At 64.3% G+C, this 17,573-nt stretch carries 14 protein-coding genes; 2 read left to right on the top strand and 12 right to left on the bottom strand.

Features of this window, described 5'->3' with window-relative positions:
* Positions 1 to 121: 121 nt before the first annotated feature.
* The 6 genes from AAGT95_RS12190 to pgi all read right to left on the bottom strand — a co-directional run bounded on the left by AAGT95_RS12190 (position 122) and on the right by pgi (position 10,048).
* Positions 122 to 1,870: an HD domain-containing phosphohydrolase gene (locus AAGT95_RS12190; protein ID WP_342593950.1), complete on the bottom strand. Its 1,749-nt coding sequence runs from the start codon at positions 1,868 to 1,870 to the stop codon at positions 122 to 124.
* Positions 1,871 to 1,971: 101 nt separating this feature from the next.
* On the bottom strand, positions 1,972 to 3,192 hold the full coding sequence (gene serB / locus AAGT95_RS12185) for a phosphoserine phosphatase SerB (protein WP_342593949.1): 1,221 nt from the start codon (positions 3,190 to 3,192) through the stop codon (positions 1,972 to 1,974).
* Positions 3,193 to 3,305: 113 nt separating this feature from the next.
* Positions 3,306 to 5,558, bottom strand: a complete 2,253-nt coding sequence (gene parC / locus AAGT95_RS12180; RefSeq protein ID WP_342593948.1) for a DNA topoisomerase IV subunit A — start codon at positions 5,556 to 5,558, stop codon at positions 3,306 to 3,308.
* A 170-nt stretch (positions 5,559 to 5,728) separates the two neighbouring features.
* On the bottom strand, positions 5,729 to 7,609 hold the full coding sequence (parE, locus tag AAGT95_RS12175) for a DNA topoisomerase IV subunit B (protein WP_110710228.1): 1,881 nt from the start codon (positions 7,607 to 7,609) through the stop codon (positions 5,729 to 5,731).
* A gap of 116 nt (positions 7,610 to 7,725) precedes the next feature.
* Positions 7,726 to 8,373, bottom strand: a complete 648-nt coding sequence (locus AAGT95_RS12170) for a YqiA/YcfP family alpha/beta fold hydrolase (RefSeq protein ID WP_342593947.1) — start codon at positions 8,371 to 8,373, stop codon at positions 7,726 to 7,728.
* A 25-nt stretch (positions 8,374 to 8,398) separates the two neighbouring features.
* Entirely contained in the window at positions 8,399 to 10,048 is a 1,650-nt protein-coding gene (gene pgi / locus AAGT95_RS12165; RefSeq protein WP_342593946.1) for a glucose-6-phosphate isomerase, read from the bottom strand.
* A 119-nt stretch (positions 10,049 to 10,167) separates the two neighbouring features.
* On the opposite strand from pgi, the gene cmoA reads away from it, so the two are divergent.
* On the top strand, positions 10,168 to 10,950 hold the full coding sequence (cmoA, locus tag AAGT95_RS12160; RefSeq protein WP_110600574.1) for a carboxy-S-adenosyl-L-methionine synthase CmoA: 783 nt from the start codon (positions 10,168 to 10,170) through the stop codon (positions 10,948 to 10,950).
* The gene (gene cmoB / locus AAGT95_RS12155; protein ID WP_342593945.1) at positions 10,943 to 11,956 is read left to right on the top strand and encodes a tRNA 5-methoxyuridine(34)/uridine 5-oxyacetic acid(34) synthase CmoB; all 1,014 of its coding nucleotides are present in this window, start codon (positions 10,943 to 10,945) and stop codon (positions 11,954 to 11,956) included. Before cmoA ends, cmoB begins: the two co-directional genes overlap by 8 nt.
* Before the next feature lie 10 nt (positions 11,957 to 11,966).
* Here cmoB and epsC read toward each other — a convergent pair whose 3' ends face one another.
* The 6 genes from epsC to AAGT95_RS12125 all read right to left on the bottom strand — a co-directional run bounded on the left by epsC (position 11,967) and on the right by AAGT95_RS12125 (position 17,571).
* Positions 11,967 to 12,878, bottom strand: coding sequence for a serine O-acetyltransferase EpsC (gene epsC, locus AAGT95_RS12150; RefSeq protein WP_110600570.1), 912 nt, complete (start codon positions 12,876 to 12,878; stop codon positions 11,967 to 11,969).
* A 124-nt stretch (positions 12,879 to 13,002) separates the two neighbouring features.
* Positions 13,003 to 14,466 carry a sulfate adenylyltransferase subunit CysN gene (gene cysN / locus AAGT95_RS12145; RefSeq protein WP_110600568.1) on the bottom strand — a complete coding sequence of 488 codons (1,464 nt, stop codon included), beginning with the start codon at positions 14,464 to 14,466 and terminating at the stop codon, positions 13,003 to 13,005.
* Between the two features lie 152 nt (positions 14,467 to 14,618).
* Positions 14,619 to 15,542: a sulfate adenylyltransferase subunit CysD gene (cysD, locus tag AAGT95_RS12140; protein WP_280337917.1), complete on the bottom strand. Its 924-nt coding sequence runs from the start codon at positions 15,540 to 15,542 to the stop codon at positions 14,619 to 14,621.
* 146 nt (positions 15,543 to 15,688) lie between these two features.
* Positions 15,689 to 16,411, bottom strand: coding sequence for a metallophosphoesterase (locus AAGT95_RS12135; RefSeq protein ID WP_342593944.1), 723 nt, complete (start codon positions 16,409 to 16,411; stop codon positions 15,689 to 15,691).
* Positions 16,411 to 16,857: a DUF1249 domain-containing protein gene (locus AAGT95_RS12130; RefSeq protein ID WP_110603442.1), complete on the bottom strand. Its 447-nt coding sequence runs from the start codon at positions 16,855 to 16,857 to the stop codon at positions 16,411 to 16,413. The genes AAGT95_RS12135 and AAGT95_RS12130 overlap by 1 nt, the downstream gene beginning before the upstream one ends.
* Positions 16,858 to 16,944: 87 nt before the next feature.
* Entirely contained in the window at positions 16,945 to 17,571 is a 627-nt protein-coding gene (locus tag AAGT95_RS12125) for an NUDIX domain-containing protein (protein WP_342593943.1), read from the bottom strand.
* Between the last annotated feature and the right edge of the window lie 2 nt (positions 17,572 to 17,573).

The raw sequence follows: 17,573 nt of genomic DNA, 5'->3' as shown, positions 1-17,573 counted from the left end.
GTGCCAATGTTCCTTTTTGTCAACGAGCGGCGGCCAATGGCCAAGCCCCTGGCCACTCCCGGCCAGGGTCGCACCCCCGACGATCTCGGCGCGCCACTGGAGAGCGCGGCAGACGATAGCGCTACTCGCGAACGGCCGAGCGCAAGCCGCTATTGGCCAGCGACAAGCCGTAGGTTGCGGGCTGAACAGCGCCTTCCAGACGCCCCAACTGGTCGAGATCCCGCTGCGCCAGCACCAGATCCAGCCGGCGCCGCGGACTGTTGGCATTGAGCACCATGTGAACCTGCGATGGACGGGCTTGCGCATCCAGACGTTGCACCCAGGCCAGGGCCCCGCTGGAATAACGGGCCAGCGATCCCACCGGCGTGACCCCGAACAGCCGCACGTAGCGCCGGGCCCATCTGTTATCGAAAGCCGTCGCCTCGCCCAGCACATGGCGGTAAGCCTCGACCAGCGACCAGGCAGCGCGGTCGGCACGTGGTCGCGTCAAGGCATCGATGACGTCCACCACCGCGATCATCCGGCCGAGCTCGCCGATGGCGGCACCATGGACCCCGAGCGGATAGCCGCTGCCATCGAGCCTCTCGTTGACCTGCCCGATCACCTGCGCGGCGATCTCTGGCGACAGCCAGCGGCAATCGGCCACACGTTCGCTTATCCGATGAACGTGGCCCGGCAGCAGTGCCCGCTGCGCCTCGGTCAGCCCATCGCGACTCTCCAGCAGATCGCTCGGCAACGACGCCTTGCCCAGGTCGTGCACCAGAGCGCTGGCCGCGACCGCCTTCAAGGTTTCGCTGTCGAATCCTTGCTGGCGCGCCAGATCGACGGCCCGGATCGCCACGACCAACGCATGTTGCACGGCCACGGGCTCCGCATCGAGATAGCCCATGGCATAAAGCAGCGACTCACGCCCCGGCCCGCCGAGAGCGATGATCGTATCCGCATGACGCGACAGCAGCGTGGACGATATCGTGCCGCCGTTCTGGAGCTGCAGGCTCTGCGCATTGAGATAGTCCGCGACCCGCTGCAACTGTCGCGCGACCGTATTGCCGACCGTAGCCGCAGGCTTCTCCGCGGCGATTCCGGAAGGGGGCTGCGGAAGTCGACGCCCGCTCGGGGTCAGGAACAGCCCCGAGGGTTCCAGGGGCTTCTCGCTACTCTGTGCCCGCCTCGCATCTTCACGCTCGATCTCCTTGACACAAAACCAGAGCATGCGCTCGCTATCGATCGGAAGTTCGTCGAACTCGCAGCCGACCAGTGCCCTTGTCCATTCATCGTTGGTGCGGATGTGTCGGACGTGCCCCTTGAGTTCGAGACGCTGCTGATTGGGAAAATGCAGTTCCAGGGAAAAGATGGGCTGGTCGGGTGTCAGCGCCACCGCATCGGCCAGCCGCATCGATAGCAGGCACCCGCCGAGCGACAGGTTGCAGAGGTCGGCATCCACGACGGGCGCATCCTCCGCGAGGGTGAGGCGGGTACCGACGCCCATCTCGGCACGCAGCGGCGCGCGAAACGTGCCGCGGCGATGGATGGTGCTCAGGTAGTCGGGATAGGTGCAACGAAACCGGACGCGTGACGTATCCTCCAACCGCTCCATCACGGCCAGCGGAGACGTCCGAACCAGCGCTCCCATGACATGGCCCACAAGGTGGAATGAATCCCCCTTCTCCAGAGGATCCGCCAGCGCCGGCACGGCCGACACGTCGATGACGAGCGCCTCGTCGACGGTGACATCGTCCAGCAGCACCGGCCAGGACGCGCTGCCTGCGTGGTTGAACGCGAGATTGACGCCGCCCTGCAGCCAGAGCGGCTCCAGCCACTCCCACTTGGCCTTGGCTTGATGGATGTCCGTCGAGGCAGAGTCAGACATGGAAGCTCCGATAACGAAAAGCAGTCACAAAAGCATAAATGTAAAACTATGTAAGCTATCGTTATCGGCCATCGCGCCTTGAACTTAACGTCCGATGCGCGTCACTCGCCCCGCGATAGTTCTTCCAGTTCGGCGGCAGAGTAGCCGAGCAGGTAGAGCAAGCCGTCCAGCCCCAGGGTAGAGACCGACTGCCGTGCCTGACGGCGCACCAGCGGCTTGGCGTGAAAGGCCACGCCGAGCCCAGCCGTCGCCAGCATCTCGAGGTCGTTGGCGCCATCGCCCACGGCCACGGTCTGGGCCAGGTCCCACCCCTCGCGCTCGGCGATCTGCCTGAGCATCGTCGCCTTGCGCCCGGCATCGACGATCGGCTCGGCGACCTCGCCGGTCACCTTGCCGTCGCGGATCACCAGCTCGTTGGCGTGGATCTCGTCGAAACCGAGGCGCTGCTGCAGGTGACGAGCGAAATAGGTGAACCCACCGGAGAGGATCGCGGTCCGGTAACCCAGACGCTTGAGATAGCGCATCAATCGCTCCAGCCCCGGCATCAGCGGCAATGACTCGGCGATCTCCGCCAACACCGACTCATCCAGGCCCTCGAGCTTGCTCATGCGTTCACGGAAGCTCTGCTGGAAGTCGAGTTCGCCACGCATGGCGCGCTCGGTCACGCTGGCGACTTCCTCGTAGACGCCATGTCGGCGCGCCAGCTCGTCGATGACCTCGGCCTGGATCAGCGTCGAATCCATATCGAAACAGATCAGCCGACGATGTCGGCGCCAGGCATTCGATCGCTGCAACGCCACGTCGACCCCGAAGCGCTCGCTCAACGCCAGGATCTTTTCGCGCAGTGACACCGCATCTTCTATCGCGCCGCCGAGCCGCCACTCCAGGCAAGCGCCGGCGCCGGCCGGCGAGGCGTCCATGTCGAGCTGGCCCGCGGCGGACAACCGTTTGACACGCTCGATGATCAAGCCGTGCTCGGCGGTCAACGCGCCGACTTCCGCCATGACCTCGGCGGACAACCGGGGGGCCATCAGGGTCAGCACCCAGCGAGCGTCCTTGGCCACGTCCGCCCATAGCGCTTCACTCTCGGCAGATACCTTCTCGACCCGGCAGTCCAGCCCGAACACGTCGCCGGCCGTCGGCAGCATGGCCCCGAGATCGTCGGCGGTTTCGACCAGTGCCTCCAGTGTCACCTCGCCGAAAGCGACGTGCTGGCTCAAGTCCAGTAGGCGGCAGTTGGCGCTGACCAGCGCCGTACCCAGTGCAGCCGTCTGACCTGGTCGCGCCGGGCCGGTGGCTCGCACCACAAAACGTTGTGACATCTTTTCCCCACGAGGCGCCCGAGGCGCCCTCTCTTTATAGATTCAACCGACCGTCAGCCATGGCAGAGGCGTTGTCGACGCTCGTCGCTGATGACGAGACCCAACGATGCCCCTCAGGACTCGACCTCGAGCCGATCCACTTTCTGGAAGCCACGCGCCAGCTTGCTGCCTCGACGGCCACGCTCGCCGGAATAGTAGTCGAGATCGCCCGCTTTCAGCGTCTGCTTGCGCCGGCCGGCGTGTACGATCAGCGCCGCACCCTCCGGCAGCAGCACCAGGTCGCGCACGAACTCCTCGCGATTGGCGGCCCGCTGACCGGGGATCGAGATCATCTTGTTACCCTTGCCCTTGGCCATCTCCGGCAACTGGGAAAGGTCGAACACCAGCAGCCGACCCTCGTTGGACACCACCGCCACCCGAATGTTGTCGCCCGCGGGAATCGCCTGCGGCGGTATCACGTTGCAGCCGGCGGGCACCGACAGCACCGCCTTGCCCGCCTTGTTCTTGCCGAGCAGATCCTCGAGCTTGACCACGAAACCGTAGCCGGCATCGGAGGCGAGCAGATAGCGTGCGTCGGGCACGTCGAGCATCAGCCCGATCATCGACGATCCGGCCGGCGGATTGATTCGCCCGGTCACCGGCTCCCCCTGCCCCCGCGCCGAAGGCAGGTTGTGCGCGGAGAGGGTGTAACTGCGACCGCTGTCATCGAGCAGTACGAGCGGCTGATTGGTCTTGCCGCGGGTGGCGAGATGGAACTTGTCGCCCGCCTTGTAGGAGAGCCCGGCGGGATCGATATCGTGACCGCGGGCGGCCCGAATCCAGCCTTTCTCGGAGAGCACCACGGTGACCGGGTCGGCACCGACCAGCTCGACCTCGGAGAGCGCCCTGGCCTCGGCCCGCTCGACCAGCGGCGAACGACGGGCATCGCCGTAGGTTTCAGCCGCCTCACGCAGCTCCCTCTCGATCAGGTCGGTCATTGCCGTTTCGCTGCCCAGCAGCTTCTTCAGACGCTTGCGCTCGGCCTCGAGTTCGTCCTGCTCGCCACGGATCTTCATCTCCTCGAGCTTGGCGAGGTGACGCAGGCGCAGTTCCAGAATCGCCTCGGCCTGGCGATCGCTGAGGCCGAAGGCGCTCATCAGTGCCGGCTTGGGCTCGTCCTCCTCGCGAATGATGCGAATCACTTCGTCGATATTGAGGTAGGCGACCAGCAGGCCCTCGAGGATATGCAGGCGATCCTCGACCTTGCCGAGGCGATGCTCCAGACGCCGGCGCACGGTAGTACGCCGGAACATCAGCCATTCGCCGAGCATCTCGTTCAGCGGCATCACCCGCGGCCGGCCGTCGAGAGCGATCACGTTGAGATTGACGCGGATGTTCTTCTCGAGATCGGTGGTGGCGAACAGGTGCGCCATCAGCCCCTCGACATCGATACGGTTGGAGCGCGGCTCGATCACCAGCCGGGTCGGCGTCTCGTGGGTCGACTCGTCGCGCAGATCCGCCACCATCGGCAGTTTCTTGGCCTGCATCTGGGCGGCGATCTGCTCCAGCACCTTGGCCCCGCTGACCTGGTACGGTACCGCGGTGATGACGATATTGCCGTCCTCGCGCTCGTAACGGGCACGCAACTTGACCGAGCCGCGACCGGTTTCGTAGAGCTTGCGTAGATCGCTGGCCGGCGAAATGATCTCGGCATCCGTCGGGAAGTCCGGTGCCGGCAGATGCGTCATCAGATCGGCGACGCTGGCCTGGGGCTGGCGCAGCAGGTGGCAGGTCGCCTCGACCACTTCCACCACGTTGTGGGGTGGGATATCGGTCGCCATGCCGACGGCGATGCCGGTACCGCCATTGAGCAGCACGTGGGGAAGTCGCGACGGCAGCACCGCCGGTTCGTTCATGGTGCCGTCGAAATTGGGCGTCCAGTCGACGGTGCCCTGGCCCAGCTCCGTCAGCAGCGTCTCGGAAAAGCGCGACAGCCGCGCTTCGGTATAGCGCATGGCGGCGAAGGACTTGGGATCGTCCGGGCTCCCCCAGTTGCCCTGGCCGTCGACCAGCGGGTAGCGGTAGCTGAACGGCTGCGCCATCAGCACCATCGCCTCGTAGCAGGCGCTGTCACCATGAGGGTGGAATTTACCCAATACGTCGCCGACGGTACGCGCCGACTTCTTGTACTTGGCATTGGCATTCAGCGCCAGCTCGCGCATGGCGTAGACGATGCGCCGCTGCACCGGTTTCATGCCGTCGCCGATGTGCGGCAACGCCCGGTCGAGGATCACGTACATCGAATAATCGAGATACGCCTTCTCGGTGTACTCCTTGAGCGAGAGGCGCTCGACGTCGCCCTCCGCCACCTGGATATCCATGGTCATTTATCGATTCCTATTCAACGATTCGATCTCCCGATCGTTGCCTCTCGACATCCCTCGAGGGCATCGCCGAGCGTGACTCAGACAAGGCGAAAGATGAGCGACGAAGCGGAGTTGACTGGGAGCATTCGGCGCTCAGCGTTCAACGCCGTATGAGCCACGCGCAGGCATGCTCAGACTTCGATCTCCGCCAGATTGCCGTAATCTTCCAGCCAGCTCTTGCGATCCCCCGCCCGCTTGCGCGCCAGCAGCATGTCCATCATCTCCAGCGTGCCGTCGTTGAGTTCCCGGGTCAGTTGGACCAGCCGCCGGGTATCGACCGCCATGGTGGTCTCGCGCAGCTGTAGCGGACTCATCTCGCCCAGGCCCTTGAAACGCTGCACGTTGGGGGTGCCCCGCTTGCCCTCCAGACGCTTGAGCGTCGCCGCCTTCTCGCTCTCGTCGAGGGCATAGAAGACCTCCTTGCCCAGATCGATTCGGTAGAGCGGCGGCATGGCGACGAAGACGTGACCGGCATCGACCAGCGCCGGGAAGTGGCGCACGAACAGCGCGCACAGCAGTGTGGCGATATGGAGACCGTCGGAGTCGGCATCGGCGAGAATGCAGACCTTGTGGTAACGCAGCTTGGAGAGGTCGTCGCTACCCGGATCGAGGCCGATCGCCACGGCGATGTCATGAACTTCCTGCGAGCTGTAGATATCGGCGGATTCGACTTCCCAGGTGTTGAGGATCTTGCCGCGCAGCGGGAGGATCGCCTGGGTCTCCCGGTTGCGCGCCTGCTTGGCGCTGCCCCCTGCGGAGTCCCCCTCGACCAGGAACAGCTCGCTCGAGACCGGATCCTGACCGGAGCAGTCGGCCAGCTTGCCGGGCAAGGCGGGTCCTGAGGTGATCTTCTTGCGCGCCACCTTCTTGGCACTCTTCTGGCGTCGCTGGGCGGCGTTGATCACCAGTTCGGCCAGCTGCTCCGCCTGGTCGACATGGTGGTTGAGCCACAGCGAGAAGGCATCCTTGACCACGCCGGAGACGAACCCCGCCACCGTGCGCGACGACAGACGCTCCTTGGTCTGACCGGCGAACTGCGGGTCGAGCATCTTGATCGAGAGGACGAACGACACCTTCTCCCACAGATCCTCCGGGCTAAGCTTGACGCCGCGCGGCAGCAGACTGCGGTACTCGCAGAACTCGCGCACCGCCTCGAGCAGACCACTGCGAAAACCGTTGACGTGAGTACCGCCGAGCGGCGTGGGGATCAGGTTGACGTAGGACTCCAGCACCGGCTCGCCGCCCTCCGGCAGCCACTGGATCGCCCAGTCGACGCCCTGCTCGTCGTCCTCGAAATGGCCGGTGAACGGCGACGCCGGCAGTACCTCGAAACCGTCCACCGCCTGGGCCAGATAGTCGCGTAGACCGTCTTCGTACTGCCAGACGTTCTCGGCGCCGTCGGACTCCTTGAGCACCACCTTGAGACCCGGACAGAGCACGGCCTTGGCGCGCAGCAGGTGCTTCAACTTCGGCAGCGACAGTCTGGGACTGTCGAAGTATTCGACTTCCGGCCAGAAGCGCACGACCGTACCCGTGGCCCGCTTGGCACAGCTGCCGATGACCGAGAGCTCCTCGGCCTTCTCGCCCTTCTCGAAGGCGATGCCGTAGCGATTGCCCTCGCGACACACCTCGACTTCGAGGCGCGTCGACAGCGCATTGACCACCGAGACGCCAACCCCGTGCAGCCCCCCGGAGAAGCGGTAGCTCGACTGGGAGAATTTGCCGCCGGCGTGGAGCCGCGTCAGGATCAGTTCCACCCCGGTCACGCCGTGCTCGGGATGCACGTCGATCGGCATGCCCCGCCCGTCGTCGGAAACCTCGATCCCGCCATCCGCCAGCAGCACGACGCGGATCTCGCGCGCATGCCCCGCGAGCGCCTCGTCGACGCTGTTGTCGATGACTTCCTGCACCAGGTGGTTGGGACGGGAGGTGTCGGTATACATACCCGGCCGTTTCCGGACCGGATCGAGGCCGGAGAGTACCTCGATGGAGCTAGCACTGTATTGCGTCATGCAGGGTCTCGCCGTATTGACTGGATCAATGTTCACAGGGTCAGCGTCGCGACGATCATACACGACTGGTCAAATATCCAGTATCGGTTTCGCCACTCGTCGTCGGCTGGCCAGGATCACGCTATCGAGAACGGGGTCGGCACCTGCCAGCCGCCATGGGCGAACAGTACCGGCAGATAGTCCTGCAGCACCTCGAAGCCGTGATCGCCACCGGGATGGATCAACGTGCGACTGCCAGCATAGGCACGTACCGCGTCACGGCAATCCAGCGTCTCGTCGTTACTGCCCAGCAGCAGCAGATAGCGCGACGGCTGCACGATGCGGTCCCACTGCTGTGAGGTCAATTGATCGAAATAGCTATTGTCGATCGTGAAACGCTCGCCGGACGCCTCGTTGACCAGCGTCTGTCCCAGGTAATCGGCCACGAAGCGGGCCGGCCTGACCGCCGGATTGATCAGCACGGCGCGCAGGCCATGGCGCTCCGCCAGCAGCGTGGCCAGAAAGCCGCCCATGGAACTGCCGACCACCAGCGTGTTCTCGCGCCCCAGGACCTCGAGGGCCGACTCCGCCTGCGCCAGGGCCAGATCCGGGCGGTGCGACAGGTCCGGCGTCAGGCAGGCGAAAGGACGCTCATGGTGACGCGCCAACGCCTCGCAGGCCGCCTTGACCAGCCGGGCCTTGGGAGAAGCGCTGCTGCTGTTGAAGCCGTGCAGGTAGAGCAGCGCCCTGACGGGCTGCACGGCCGGGGTCGGCTCGGCTAGCACCGGCCGCCCCTGAGCTTCCGCGCCGTCACCGCGACGTCTGCCCTCTCCAGATCGCCTCGATCAGGCCACGACTGGAGTCGTCGAGACTATCCAGACCGCTCTGCGTGGCAATGATCTCCTCGGTTTCGGTGGCGATCTTCTTGCCCAGCTCGACGCCCCACTGGTCGAACGAATCGATGTCCCAGATCACGCCCTGCACGAACACCTTGTGCTCATAGAGAGCGATCAGAGCACCCAGCGTGGCCGGATTGAGACTGTCGAACATCAACGTGGAGGATGGCTGGTTGCCACGGTAGCGCATGTAGCTGGGCGGCGTACTCTCGGACTTCACGGCATCGTCGCCCAGCATCAGCACCCGGGACTGCGCGAAGCAGTTGGCCAATGCCAGCCGATGCTGAGCCATCAAGTCGTCACGAAAGCGCTCGTCCTCGACATCGTTGTAGCGATTGACCGGCGCGATGAAATCGCACGCCACCGGCTGCGTCCCCTGGTGCAGCAACTGATAGAACGCGTGCTGGCCGTTGGGCCCGATCTCGCCCCAGATCACCGGGCAGGTGGAGTAGTCGACCACGGCGTCGCCATTGGTCACCGACTTGCCGTTGGACTCCATCTCCAACTGCTGGAAATAGCCCGGCAGGTGCTTGAGCCGGCCGTCGTAGGGCAGTACCGCATGGGAGCGGATATCCAGGAAGTTGACGTTCCAGATGCCGATCAGCCCCAGCTGTACCGGCAGGTTCTCCGCCAGGTCGGCGGTGCGGAAATGCTCGTCCATGGCATGGGCCCCCGCCAGCAGCTGGCGGAAGTTGTCCATGCCGACACGGATGGCGATCGGTAGGCCGATGGCGCTCCACAGCGAGTAGCGACCACCGACCCAGTCCCAGAACAGCAGCTGGTTGGCGGGGTCGATGCCCCACTCGGTCATCTTCTCGGGCTTGGTGGAGACGCCGACGAAATGGAAGCGCTTGATCAGCGCTTCGTCGCCGCCCAGGCGCGTCGAGATCCAGTCCAGCGCAGTGGACGCGTTGGAAAGCGTGTCGATGGTGCCGAAGGACTTGGACGACAGGATGAACAGGGTCGTCTCGGGATTGAGCCAGCTCAGGAAGTCCGCCAGCTGGGAGCCGTCCATGGTGGAGGCGAAGTGCGTCGATACCTCGAACACGTCGTCGGGCTCGAAGTCGGTGAGCGCAGAGGTGACCATCAGCGGCCCCAGGTCCGAACCGCCGACGCCGAGGTTGACCACGTCGGTGATCGGCTTGCCGGTGGCACCACGCCACTGCCCGTTGAGCAGCTTGTTGACCAGCGTCTCCATCTTGTCGAGGGTGGCATGGACCTCGCCGACCACGTCGACACCCTCGACCTCGAGCTGGGCCTCGCGTGGCAGACGCAGCGCCGTGTGCAGCGCGGGTCGGTCCTCGGTCCGGTTGACCCGTTCGCCCGACAGCAGGCGCTGGATCGCGTCAGGCACGCCGGCATCCCGTGCCAACGAGAGCAACCCTTCCCGGACTTCCGTCGTCCAGCGCTGCTTGGAAAGGTCCATCTGGATCCCGGCGGCTTCCAGGTAGAACGTTTCGAAACGTGGTGACTGCTGGAACAGGGTCTTCAGATGAATATCCCGCATGCCACCCTCGAGCTGCTGCTCGAGCGCTTTCCATGCCTGGGTTTCGCGAATCGACATCTATGGCTCTCCTTGTCACGTGCAGCGAAGAGACGCAAAACGTACACTATGGCCGCAGCGGGCATGCCACAGTCGCTTCGCTCGCTTCACGCTCTCCCAATTAAGAATATCTTCCGGCAATGACTGACGCATCTTACCGTGACGCCATCTTTTCGACACCCCTCGATCGCGTGGCGAGCTTTTCCTTCGACGAGCGGGTCGTGGCCTGCTTTCCGGATATGGTCCGACGCTCGATACCCGGCTATGGCCAGATTCTCGGCATGTTCGGCGTCATCGCCGAACGCCACCTGCGTCACGGCGCTCACGTCTACGATCTGGGTTGCTCGCTGGGGGCGGTCGGTCTGGCGCTGGCCGGAAGGCTGCCCGCCGATGCCTTCGAACTGACCGGCGTCGATCTCTCCCCGACGATGATCGGCCGCGCCCGTGAGATCGCCGCCGTCGAGAGCCCCGACCACCGGATGCAGTTCGTCGAGGGTGACATCCGCCGGCTGGACTATCGGGCCAGCGGCATGATCGTGCTCAACTTCACCCTGCAGTTTCTGCCACCGGCGGATCGCGATGCCGTCATTGCCAAGCTGTTCGCGGCGCTGGAGCCCGGTGGCATCCTGGTGCTCTCCGAGAAGATCGTTGCGGAGGACGAACAGGAGAACGCCTGGCTGGTGGAGCGCTACCACGATTTCAAGCGAGCCAACGGCTACAGCGAGATGGAGATCAGCCAGAAGCGCACCGCGCTGGAGAACGTGCTGGTGCCGGATACGCTGGCCACGCACCACGAACGGCTGACGCAGGCCGGATTCTCGCGGGTGACGACCTGGTTCCAGTATCTCAACTTCGCCTCTCTCATCGCCTTCAAGGACAAGGACGCGCTCACCGGGACCAAGGCGGCCACCCAGAATGCCTGACCCGAGTCCCCGCACGCTCGCGGAAGCCGAGCGCCGTCTCTATCTGGCCTTTCTCGATCAGGGTCTGACTCGCTGGCTGGCCGCCCTGCCCGAGCAGCTCGCCCGCGGGCTCGACCGCCAGCGCCACGGTGATCTGCCGGCGTGGGAGAAGGCGGTGGCCAAGCTGCCTGCGCTCCCTGCGATGCGCGATGTCGGCCTGACTGACGACACCGTGGCGGTGGACGTCGAGCTGAGCGACGCCGATCGCCGCCGCTGCGACAACCTGCTGCGTATTCTGATGCCGTGGCGCAAGGGCCCCTACCGGCTCGGCAGTGTCGAGATCGACACCGAGTGGCGCTCGGACTGGAAGTGGCAGCGCGTGGCTCCGCACCTCTCTCCGCTTGCCGGCCGCCGGGTGCTCGACGTGGGCGGCGGCAACGGCTACCACGCCTGGCGCATGGCCGGCGCCGGTGCCGCCTTCGTACTGGTGATCGACCCCTCGCCGCGCTTCTATTACCAGTTCCAGGCGGTGCGTCACTTCGTCGACGACGCGGATGACTATCGCACCCATTTCCTGCCGGTGGGCATCGAGGACGTGCCGGAAAAGCTCGCCGCCTTCGATACCGTGTTCTCGATGGGCGTGCTCTATCACCGCGCCTCGCCGCTGGAGCATCTCCTCCAACTCAAGGATGCCCTCGCCCCCGGCGGCGAACTGGTGCTGGAGACCCTGGTGGTCGAAGGCGACGAACAGACCGTTTTCATGCCCGGTGAGCGCTACGCCAGCATGCCCAATGTCTACTTCCTGCCGTCGTCGCGGGCGCTGGCACACTGGCTCCAACGCTGCGGCTTCGAGGCGATCCGCTGCGTCGACGAGACCGTCACCAGTCTCGACGAGCAGCGCGCCACGGAGTGGATGACCTTCCATTCGCTGGCCGATTTTCTGGCCCCGGACGACCGCTCGAAGACGATCGAAGGCCACCCCGCGCCGCGCCGCGCCACGCTCATCGCACGCAAGCCCATGGGTTAGGTCGCGCTGCCTAGGGACAGGGCCCCGACTGGGTGTTGGCCTGGGTGATATTGCTCTTGGGGGGCACGCTGCAGATCAGCCAGACGTTACCGCCGATGACCGACCCCTTGCCGACCGTGATGCGACCCAGGATGGTCGCACCGGCATAGATGACCACGTCATCCTCGACGATGGGGTGGCGCGGCAGGCCCTTCTCCAGATGCCCTTTCTCATCCGCCGGAAAACGCTTGGCGCCCAGCGTGACCGCCTGGTAGAGACGCACGCGATTGCCGATGATCGCAGTCTCGCCAATCACCACGCCGGTGCCGTGATCGATGAAGAACCCCTCACCGATCTGCGCGCCGGGATGAATGTCGATACCGGTATCGGAGTGGGCCAGCTCGGCGATGATCCGCGCCACCAGCCCGGCCCCCGCCTGATAGAAGTAGTGCGCGATGCGATGGTAGATCACCGCATGAACGCCGGGATAGCAGAGCAGGACTTCATCGACGCTGCGCGCCGCCGGATCGCCGTAGAAAGCCGCCATGACATCGTCGTCGAGGCGACGACGCAGGCTCGGCAGGCTATCCGCGAAACCCTGGATGATCTGCGTTGCCGTGGCCGTATGCTCGGAAGCCTTGTCACCGCCGAGCCGCGCCATGTAGCGCAGTTCGAGCAGCACCTCCTCGTGCAGCGCGTTGAGCGCACGGTCCAGGGTATGGCCGACGTAGAAATCCTCGCTCTCCTTGCGCAGGTCGGAGGGTCCCAGGCGCATGGGGAAGATGGCCCCGCTCAGGAACTCCAGCGTCTCGCGGATGCGATGCCGCGACGGCAATTCCCGGCAGCCCTTCTCCTTCTCGCGACCATTCTGGGCGCGCCACTGCTCGCGCGTGGCGCGGAGCTGGGACACGATGCCATCGAGCTGCCAGTTGACGTGCTGCATGAGGATTTCCTTTCAATCGCGGACGCAAGCGTCGGGCCGGAGCGACATGATACACCCCGCAGCCCCGGGACCAAACGCCACCGGAGGGCCGGGTCGGCGGCGATACGGCATGGGTTTCTGGCCCTTAGCGCCCCTCGCGTCCGACATCTTTCAGCAGCGCGCGCATGTCCTTCGCCTCCCAGTGTGGAAAGTGCTTGCGGATCAGCGCGTTGAATTCAACCTCGAACGCCCGCCAGTCGACGCTGCCAGCGACCTCGTCGGCCGCCCCTTCGACGGCACCGCGGATCAGTCCGGCCCCGACGGTGATATTGGTCAGCCGATCGATCACCACGAAGCTGCCGGTTCCCGGGCTCTTGCGGTAGTCGTCCAGCGGCACGCTCGCGGTCAGCTCGACCCGGCAGCGGCCGATGGCGTTGAGCGGCAGCGTTTCGGTCGCGTGGTGGCGAAGCGTATTGACGTCGATCTGATAATCGATGGCAGCGAACTTGCCGGCGATCTCCTGCGTACCGATCTTGAAATCGTAGAGACGACCCGGTTCGAGCGCGGTGTCATGCATCCAGACGATATCGGCGGTCAGCGCGCTGGACTGTGCCACCTCGGCGTTAGCCGCCACCAGCCAGTCGCCGCGGGAGATGTCGATCTCGTCCTGCAGCGTCACGGTAATCGCCTGGCCGGGATAGGCCTCCTCCAGATCGCCATCGAAGGTCACGATGCGCTCGACGGTGGAGCGCTTGCCCGATGGCAGCACCTTGACCGCCTGGCCGGGGCGCAGGATCCCGGCCTCGAGCGTGCCGCAGTAGCCGCGAAAATCGAGATTCGGGCGGTTGACGTACTGCACCGGCAGACGCAGATCGGAGAGATTCGAGTCGTGGGCGACCTCGACGCTCTCCAGCAGCTCGAGCATCGCAGGCCCGGGCCTGCCGTCGACCTGGTACCAGTCCATCTTCTCGCTGCGATTGACGACATTGTCACCGTCGAGTGCCGACATGGGGACGAAGCGAATGTCCGTGGCGTTCAGCTTTTCGGCGAACTCGCGATAGTCGGCGACGATCTCGTCGAAACGCGCCTCGGAATACTCGACCAGATCCATCTTGTTGACCGCGATCACCAGATGCTGGATGCCCAGCAGGTCGGCAATGAAGCTATGACGCCGGGTCTGCACCTGCACGCCGTGGCGGGCATCGATCAGAATCACCGCAAGACTGGCGGTCGAGGCGCCGGTGGCCATGTTGCGGGTGTACTGCTCGTGGCCCGGCGTGTCGGCGATGATGAACTTGCGCTTGTCGGTGGAGAAGAAACGGTAGGCGACGTCGATGGTGATGCCCTGCTCCCGCTCCGACTGCAGGCCATCCACCAGCAGTGCCAGATCGACCTTGTCGCCGGTCGTTCCGCTGGTCTTCGACGCCAGGGTGATCGCCGCCAGCTGGTCCTCATAGATCATCTTGGAGTCGTGCAGCAGCCGCCCGATCAGGGTCGACTTGCCGTCGTCGACGCTGCCGCAGGTGATGAAGCGCAGCAGGTCTTTCTGCTCGTGCTCCTTCAAATAGGCATCGATGTTCTCTGAAATCTTTGGTGAAGCATGTGACATGGTTTCCTCCTGGACACGAGCGCTGCGAGCCACGAACTTCGGGCTACGAGCAGGCCGTGCTCTCCTCATGTTTGGCGGGTATGGTCAATGACTAGTGCTTCTGGCGAGTGCCACGAGTCTCGATAACCAGCTCGATGCTCGTAGCTCGTAGCTCAGAAGTACCCCTCCCGCTTCTTCTTCTCCATCGAGCCCACCTGGTCCCGGTCGATGGCGCGGCCGGAGCGTTCCGAGGTGCGGGTCAGCAGCATCTCCTGGATGATCTCCGGCAGCGTGGCGGCCTTCGACTCCACCGCGCCGGTGAGCGGGTAGCAGCCGAGCGTGCGGAATCGCACCCACTTCTCTTCCGGCACCTCGCCGGGTTCCAGCGGCAGCCGGTCGTCGTCGACCATCACCAGCATGCCGTCGCGCTCCACCACCGGGCGCGGCGCGGAGTAGTAGAGCGGGACGATGGGGATCGATTCGAGGTAGATGTACTGCCAGATATCCAGCTCGGTCCAGTTGGAGAGCGGGAAGACGCGGATCGATTCGCCCTTGTTGACCTTGCCGTTGTAGAGGTTCCAGAGCTCCGGGCGCTGGTTCTTGGGATCCCAGCGGTGGTGCTTGTCGCGGAAGGAGTAGACCCGCTCCTTGGCGCGGGAGGCTTCCTCGTCGCGCCGCGCGCCACCGAAGGCGGCATCGAAGCCGTACTTGTCCAGCGCCATCTTGAGCGACTGGGTCTTCATGATGTCGGTGTACTTGGCGCTGCCGTGGTCGAAGGGGTTGATGCCGGCGGCCCGCCCCTCCTCGTTGATGTGCTCGATCAGCTCCATGCCGACCTCCGCGGCCATCTTGTCGCGGAACTCGATCATCTCCTTGAACTTCCAGGTGGTGTTGACGTGCATCAGCGGGAACGGCGGCGGGCCGGGATAGAACGCCTTGCGCGCCAGGTGCAGCATCACCGAGGAGTCCTTGCCGATCGAGTAGAGCATCACCGGGTTGCCGAACTCGGCCGCGACCTCGCGGATGATATGGATGGACTCGGCTTCGAGCTGCTTGAGATGGGTCTGGCGTTGAGCGCTGACGATAGGAGCTGTCATGGTCGATGTCTCACGGTCGCCATCAACACGAAGATGGCAGGACGGAATAAGAATAGGGGCTTCCTGGGAGGCAAACCCTAGCGAGACATCGGTAATAACGTCAAAGAATCAAAGATGATCCAAAAAGCGTTTTTAGTTATAAACGATCAGAGCTCGACCCGCTCGACCCAGGTCGACAGCGTCTCGCCACGAAGCTCGAGCACACGAAGGCCGGGGCGCGCGGCCTCATCGATCGTGAATTCGTGGCTCTTCGGCAGGAACTGATCCGAGGTCGACGGGCAGCCATAGACGGCCACGACGTCCTGCCAGGCCGCGAATGCCTGGTGGATGTGGCCACAGATCATGGCCCTGACCTGAGGGTAGGGGGAAAGTGTCTGCCACAGGGCATCTCGATCCTTCAGCCCGATCGCATCCATCCATACCGATCCGATATCCAGCGGCGGATGGTGCAGGGCAATCAGTGCCGGCCGGTCGTCGGCCTCGAGCTGCAGCGCGAGACGCTGCAGTTGCTCCTGGCCCAGTTCCCCACCGGGTTGGCCGCTGACCCGCGAGTTCAACAGCAGCACCTGCCACTTGCCGAGATCGAGTTGCTCGTGAAAAGGATGGCACTCTTCCATCAACTCCGGCTGATCGTGATTGCCAGGGATCCAGAACCACGGACATCCCTGGGACGAAAACACCCGGCAGGCGTGACGATAGGCCGCCGAAGTCTCGTCCTGGGCCACGTCGCCGGTAACCAACAGCGCATCGGGCCCCAGAGCCCGGACGCGCTCGAGTACCGCCTCAAGTTGCCGCAGCGGCAACCCTTTGCGCGAAGTTCCCTTAGGATCGGCCAGCAGGTGGCAGTCGGTAATCTGGACCAGCCGCATCAGGGCGTTTCCGGCACGTCAGCGGCGTGACCATGCGCCAGCCCGTGCTGTAACCACTCACCCAGGAAGCGGTTGATCTGCAGCTTCTCGTCCGGCTGATGCATCTGGGGATTCGGGTAACGGTAGCGCCCCTGGAAATGGCGCTGACGCTGAAAATCGGTCACTTCCGCCATATCGGCATCGTGATAGAGATGCACCGTCATCCGCGGAGAGTCGACGAAACTGTCGAGCACGCCGGTCTGGGACACCCGAGCGACCGTGGTGTAGGGCGCCTGTTCGAGCACTTCGAACCACAGCGTGCCAAAACGAGCATGCTCCCCCGAGAGCGGTACTTCCTTGACTTCACCGGGCTCCATATCCATGACCAGACGGCAGAGCCGCAGATAATTGCTGCTGCACTCGGCCTGGAGCGTCTTGAGATCCGTAACGTAAGCAGTCTTTCTCATGCAGTTCTCCTGGCGCCAGACGACCTGTGAAGGGCGCGAACGCGGACAGCTCTCCCTGTCCCGAATTCATCGCCACTGCCCTTCGCGCTAGGCCATGACTCTCAACGTGGCACGCTCGCGTGCCAGCCAGTGAAAGCCAATCAACGCCATGGCATTGTCCAATTGGCCCGCCATCAGTCGATCCCAGGCATCCAGGAACGACATGACATGAACCAGAATATCCTCGTGTTCGTCTTCCAAGCCATGCACACCACCGATGTCCCGGCTGTCGATCAAACCACAAAACAGGGTGACCCGTTCGGTGCACGCCCCGGGACTGGGGTAATAACGATGGAGCTCGATCAGCTCGCGGACGTCGCAACCGGCCTCCTCCCGAGCCTCGCGCCGGGCGACATCGGCAGGGGACTCTCCCTGCTCGACCAGACCCGCCACCGGTTCCAGCTTCCACGGCGACGTCTCGTCATCCAGGGCCCCGGCACGAATCTGCTCGACCAGCACGACCTCGTCTCGAGTCGGGTCATAGAGTAGTACGCCCACCGCATCGCGGCGAACGTGAACCTCTCGATCCAGAACCTCGCTCCATCCGCCATTGAATTTCCGGTGACGCAAGCGACGCTTCTCGAGATCGAAAAAACCCGTGTAGAGCCGCTGATCCTCTATGCGTTCGACATCCTTGGTGCCGAAGCGATTAAGCGGGACGATCTCGTGACCCATGG

This window comes from Salinicola lusitanus, assembly GCF_038648475.1.
GTDB lineage: Bacteria > Pseudomonadota > Gammaproteobacteria > Pseudomonadales > Halomonadaceae > Salinicola > Salinicola lusitanus.
The sequence above is the reverse complement of the archived record's forward strand: the minus strand, read 5'-3'. Positions and strand labels throughout refer to the sequence as shown.

Bases quoted from the DNA above. Each gene is read 5' to 3' on its own strand.
- AAGT95_RS12190 (WP_342593950.1), bottom strand. From the start codon at position 1,870: ATGTCTGACTCTGCCTCGACGGACATCCATCAAGCCAAGGCCAAGTGG.
- serB (WP_342593949.1), bottom strand. From the start codon at position 3,192: ATGTCACAACGTTTTGTGGTGCGAGCCACCGGCCCGGCGCGACCAGGT.
- parC (WP_342593948.1), bottom strand. From the start codon at position 5,558: ATGACCATGGATATCCAGGTGGCGGAGGGCGACGTCGAGCGCCTCTCG.
- parE (WP_110710228.1), bottom strand. From the start codon at position 7,609: ATGACGCAATACAGTGCTAGCTCCATCGAGGTACTCTCCGGCCTCGAT.
- pgi (WP_342593946.1), bottom strand. From the start codon at position 10,048: ATGTCGATTCGCGAAACCCAGGCATGGAAAGCGCTCGAGCAGCAGCTC.
- cmoA (WP_110600574.1), top strand. From the start codon at position 10,168: ATGACTGACGCATCTTACCGTGACGCCATCTTTTCGACACCCCTCGAT.
- cmoB (WP_342593945.1), top strand. From the start codon at position 10,943: ATGCCTGACCCGAGTCCCCGCACGCTCGCGGAAGCCGAGCGCCGTCTC.
- epsC (WP_110600570.1), bottom strand. From the start codon at position 12,878: ATGCAGCACGTCAACTGGCAGCTCGATGGCATCGTGTCCCAGCTCCGC.
- cysN (WP_110600568.1), bottom strand. From the start codon at position 14,466: ATGTCACATGCTTCACCAAAGATTTCAGAGAACATCGATGCCTATTTG.
- cysD (WP_280337917.1), bottom strand. From the start codon at position 15,542: ATGACAGCTCCTATCGTCAGCGCTCAACGCCAGACCCATCTCAAGCAG.
- AAGT95_RS12135 (WP_342593944.1), bottom strand. From the start codon at position 16,411: ATGCGGCTGGTCCAGATTACCGACTGCCACCTGCTGGCCGATCCTAAG.
- AAGT95_RS12130 (WP_110603442.1), bottom strand. From the start codon at position 16,857: ATGAGAAAGACTGCTTACGTTACGGATCTCAAGACGCTCCAGGCCGAG.
- AAGT95_RS12125 (WP_342593943.1), bottom strand. From the start codon at position 17,571: ATGGGTCACGAGATCGTCCCGCTTAATCGCTTCGGCACCAAGGATGTC.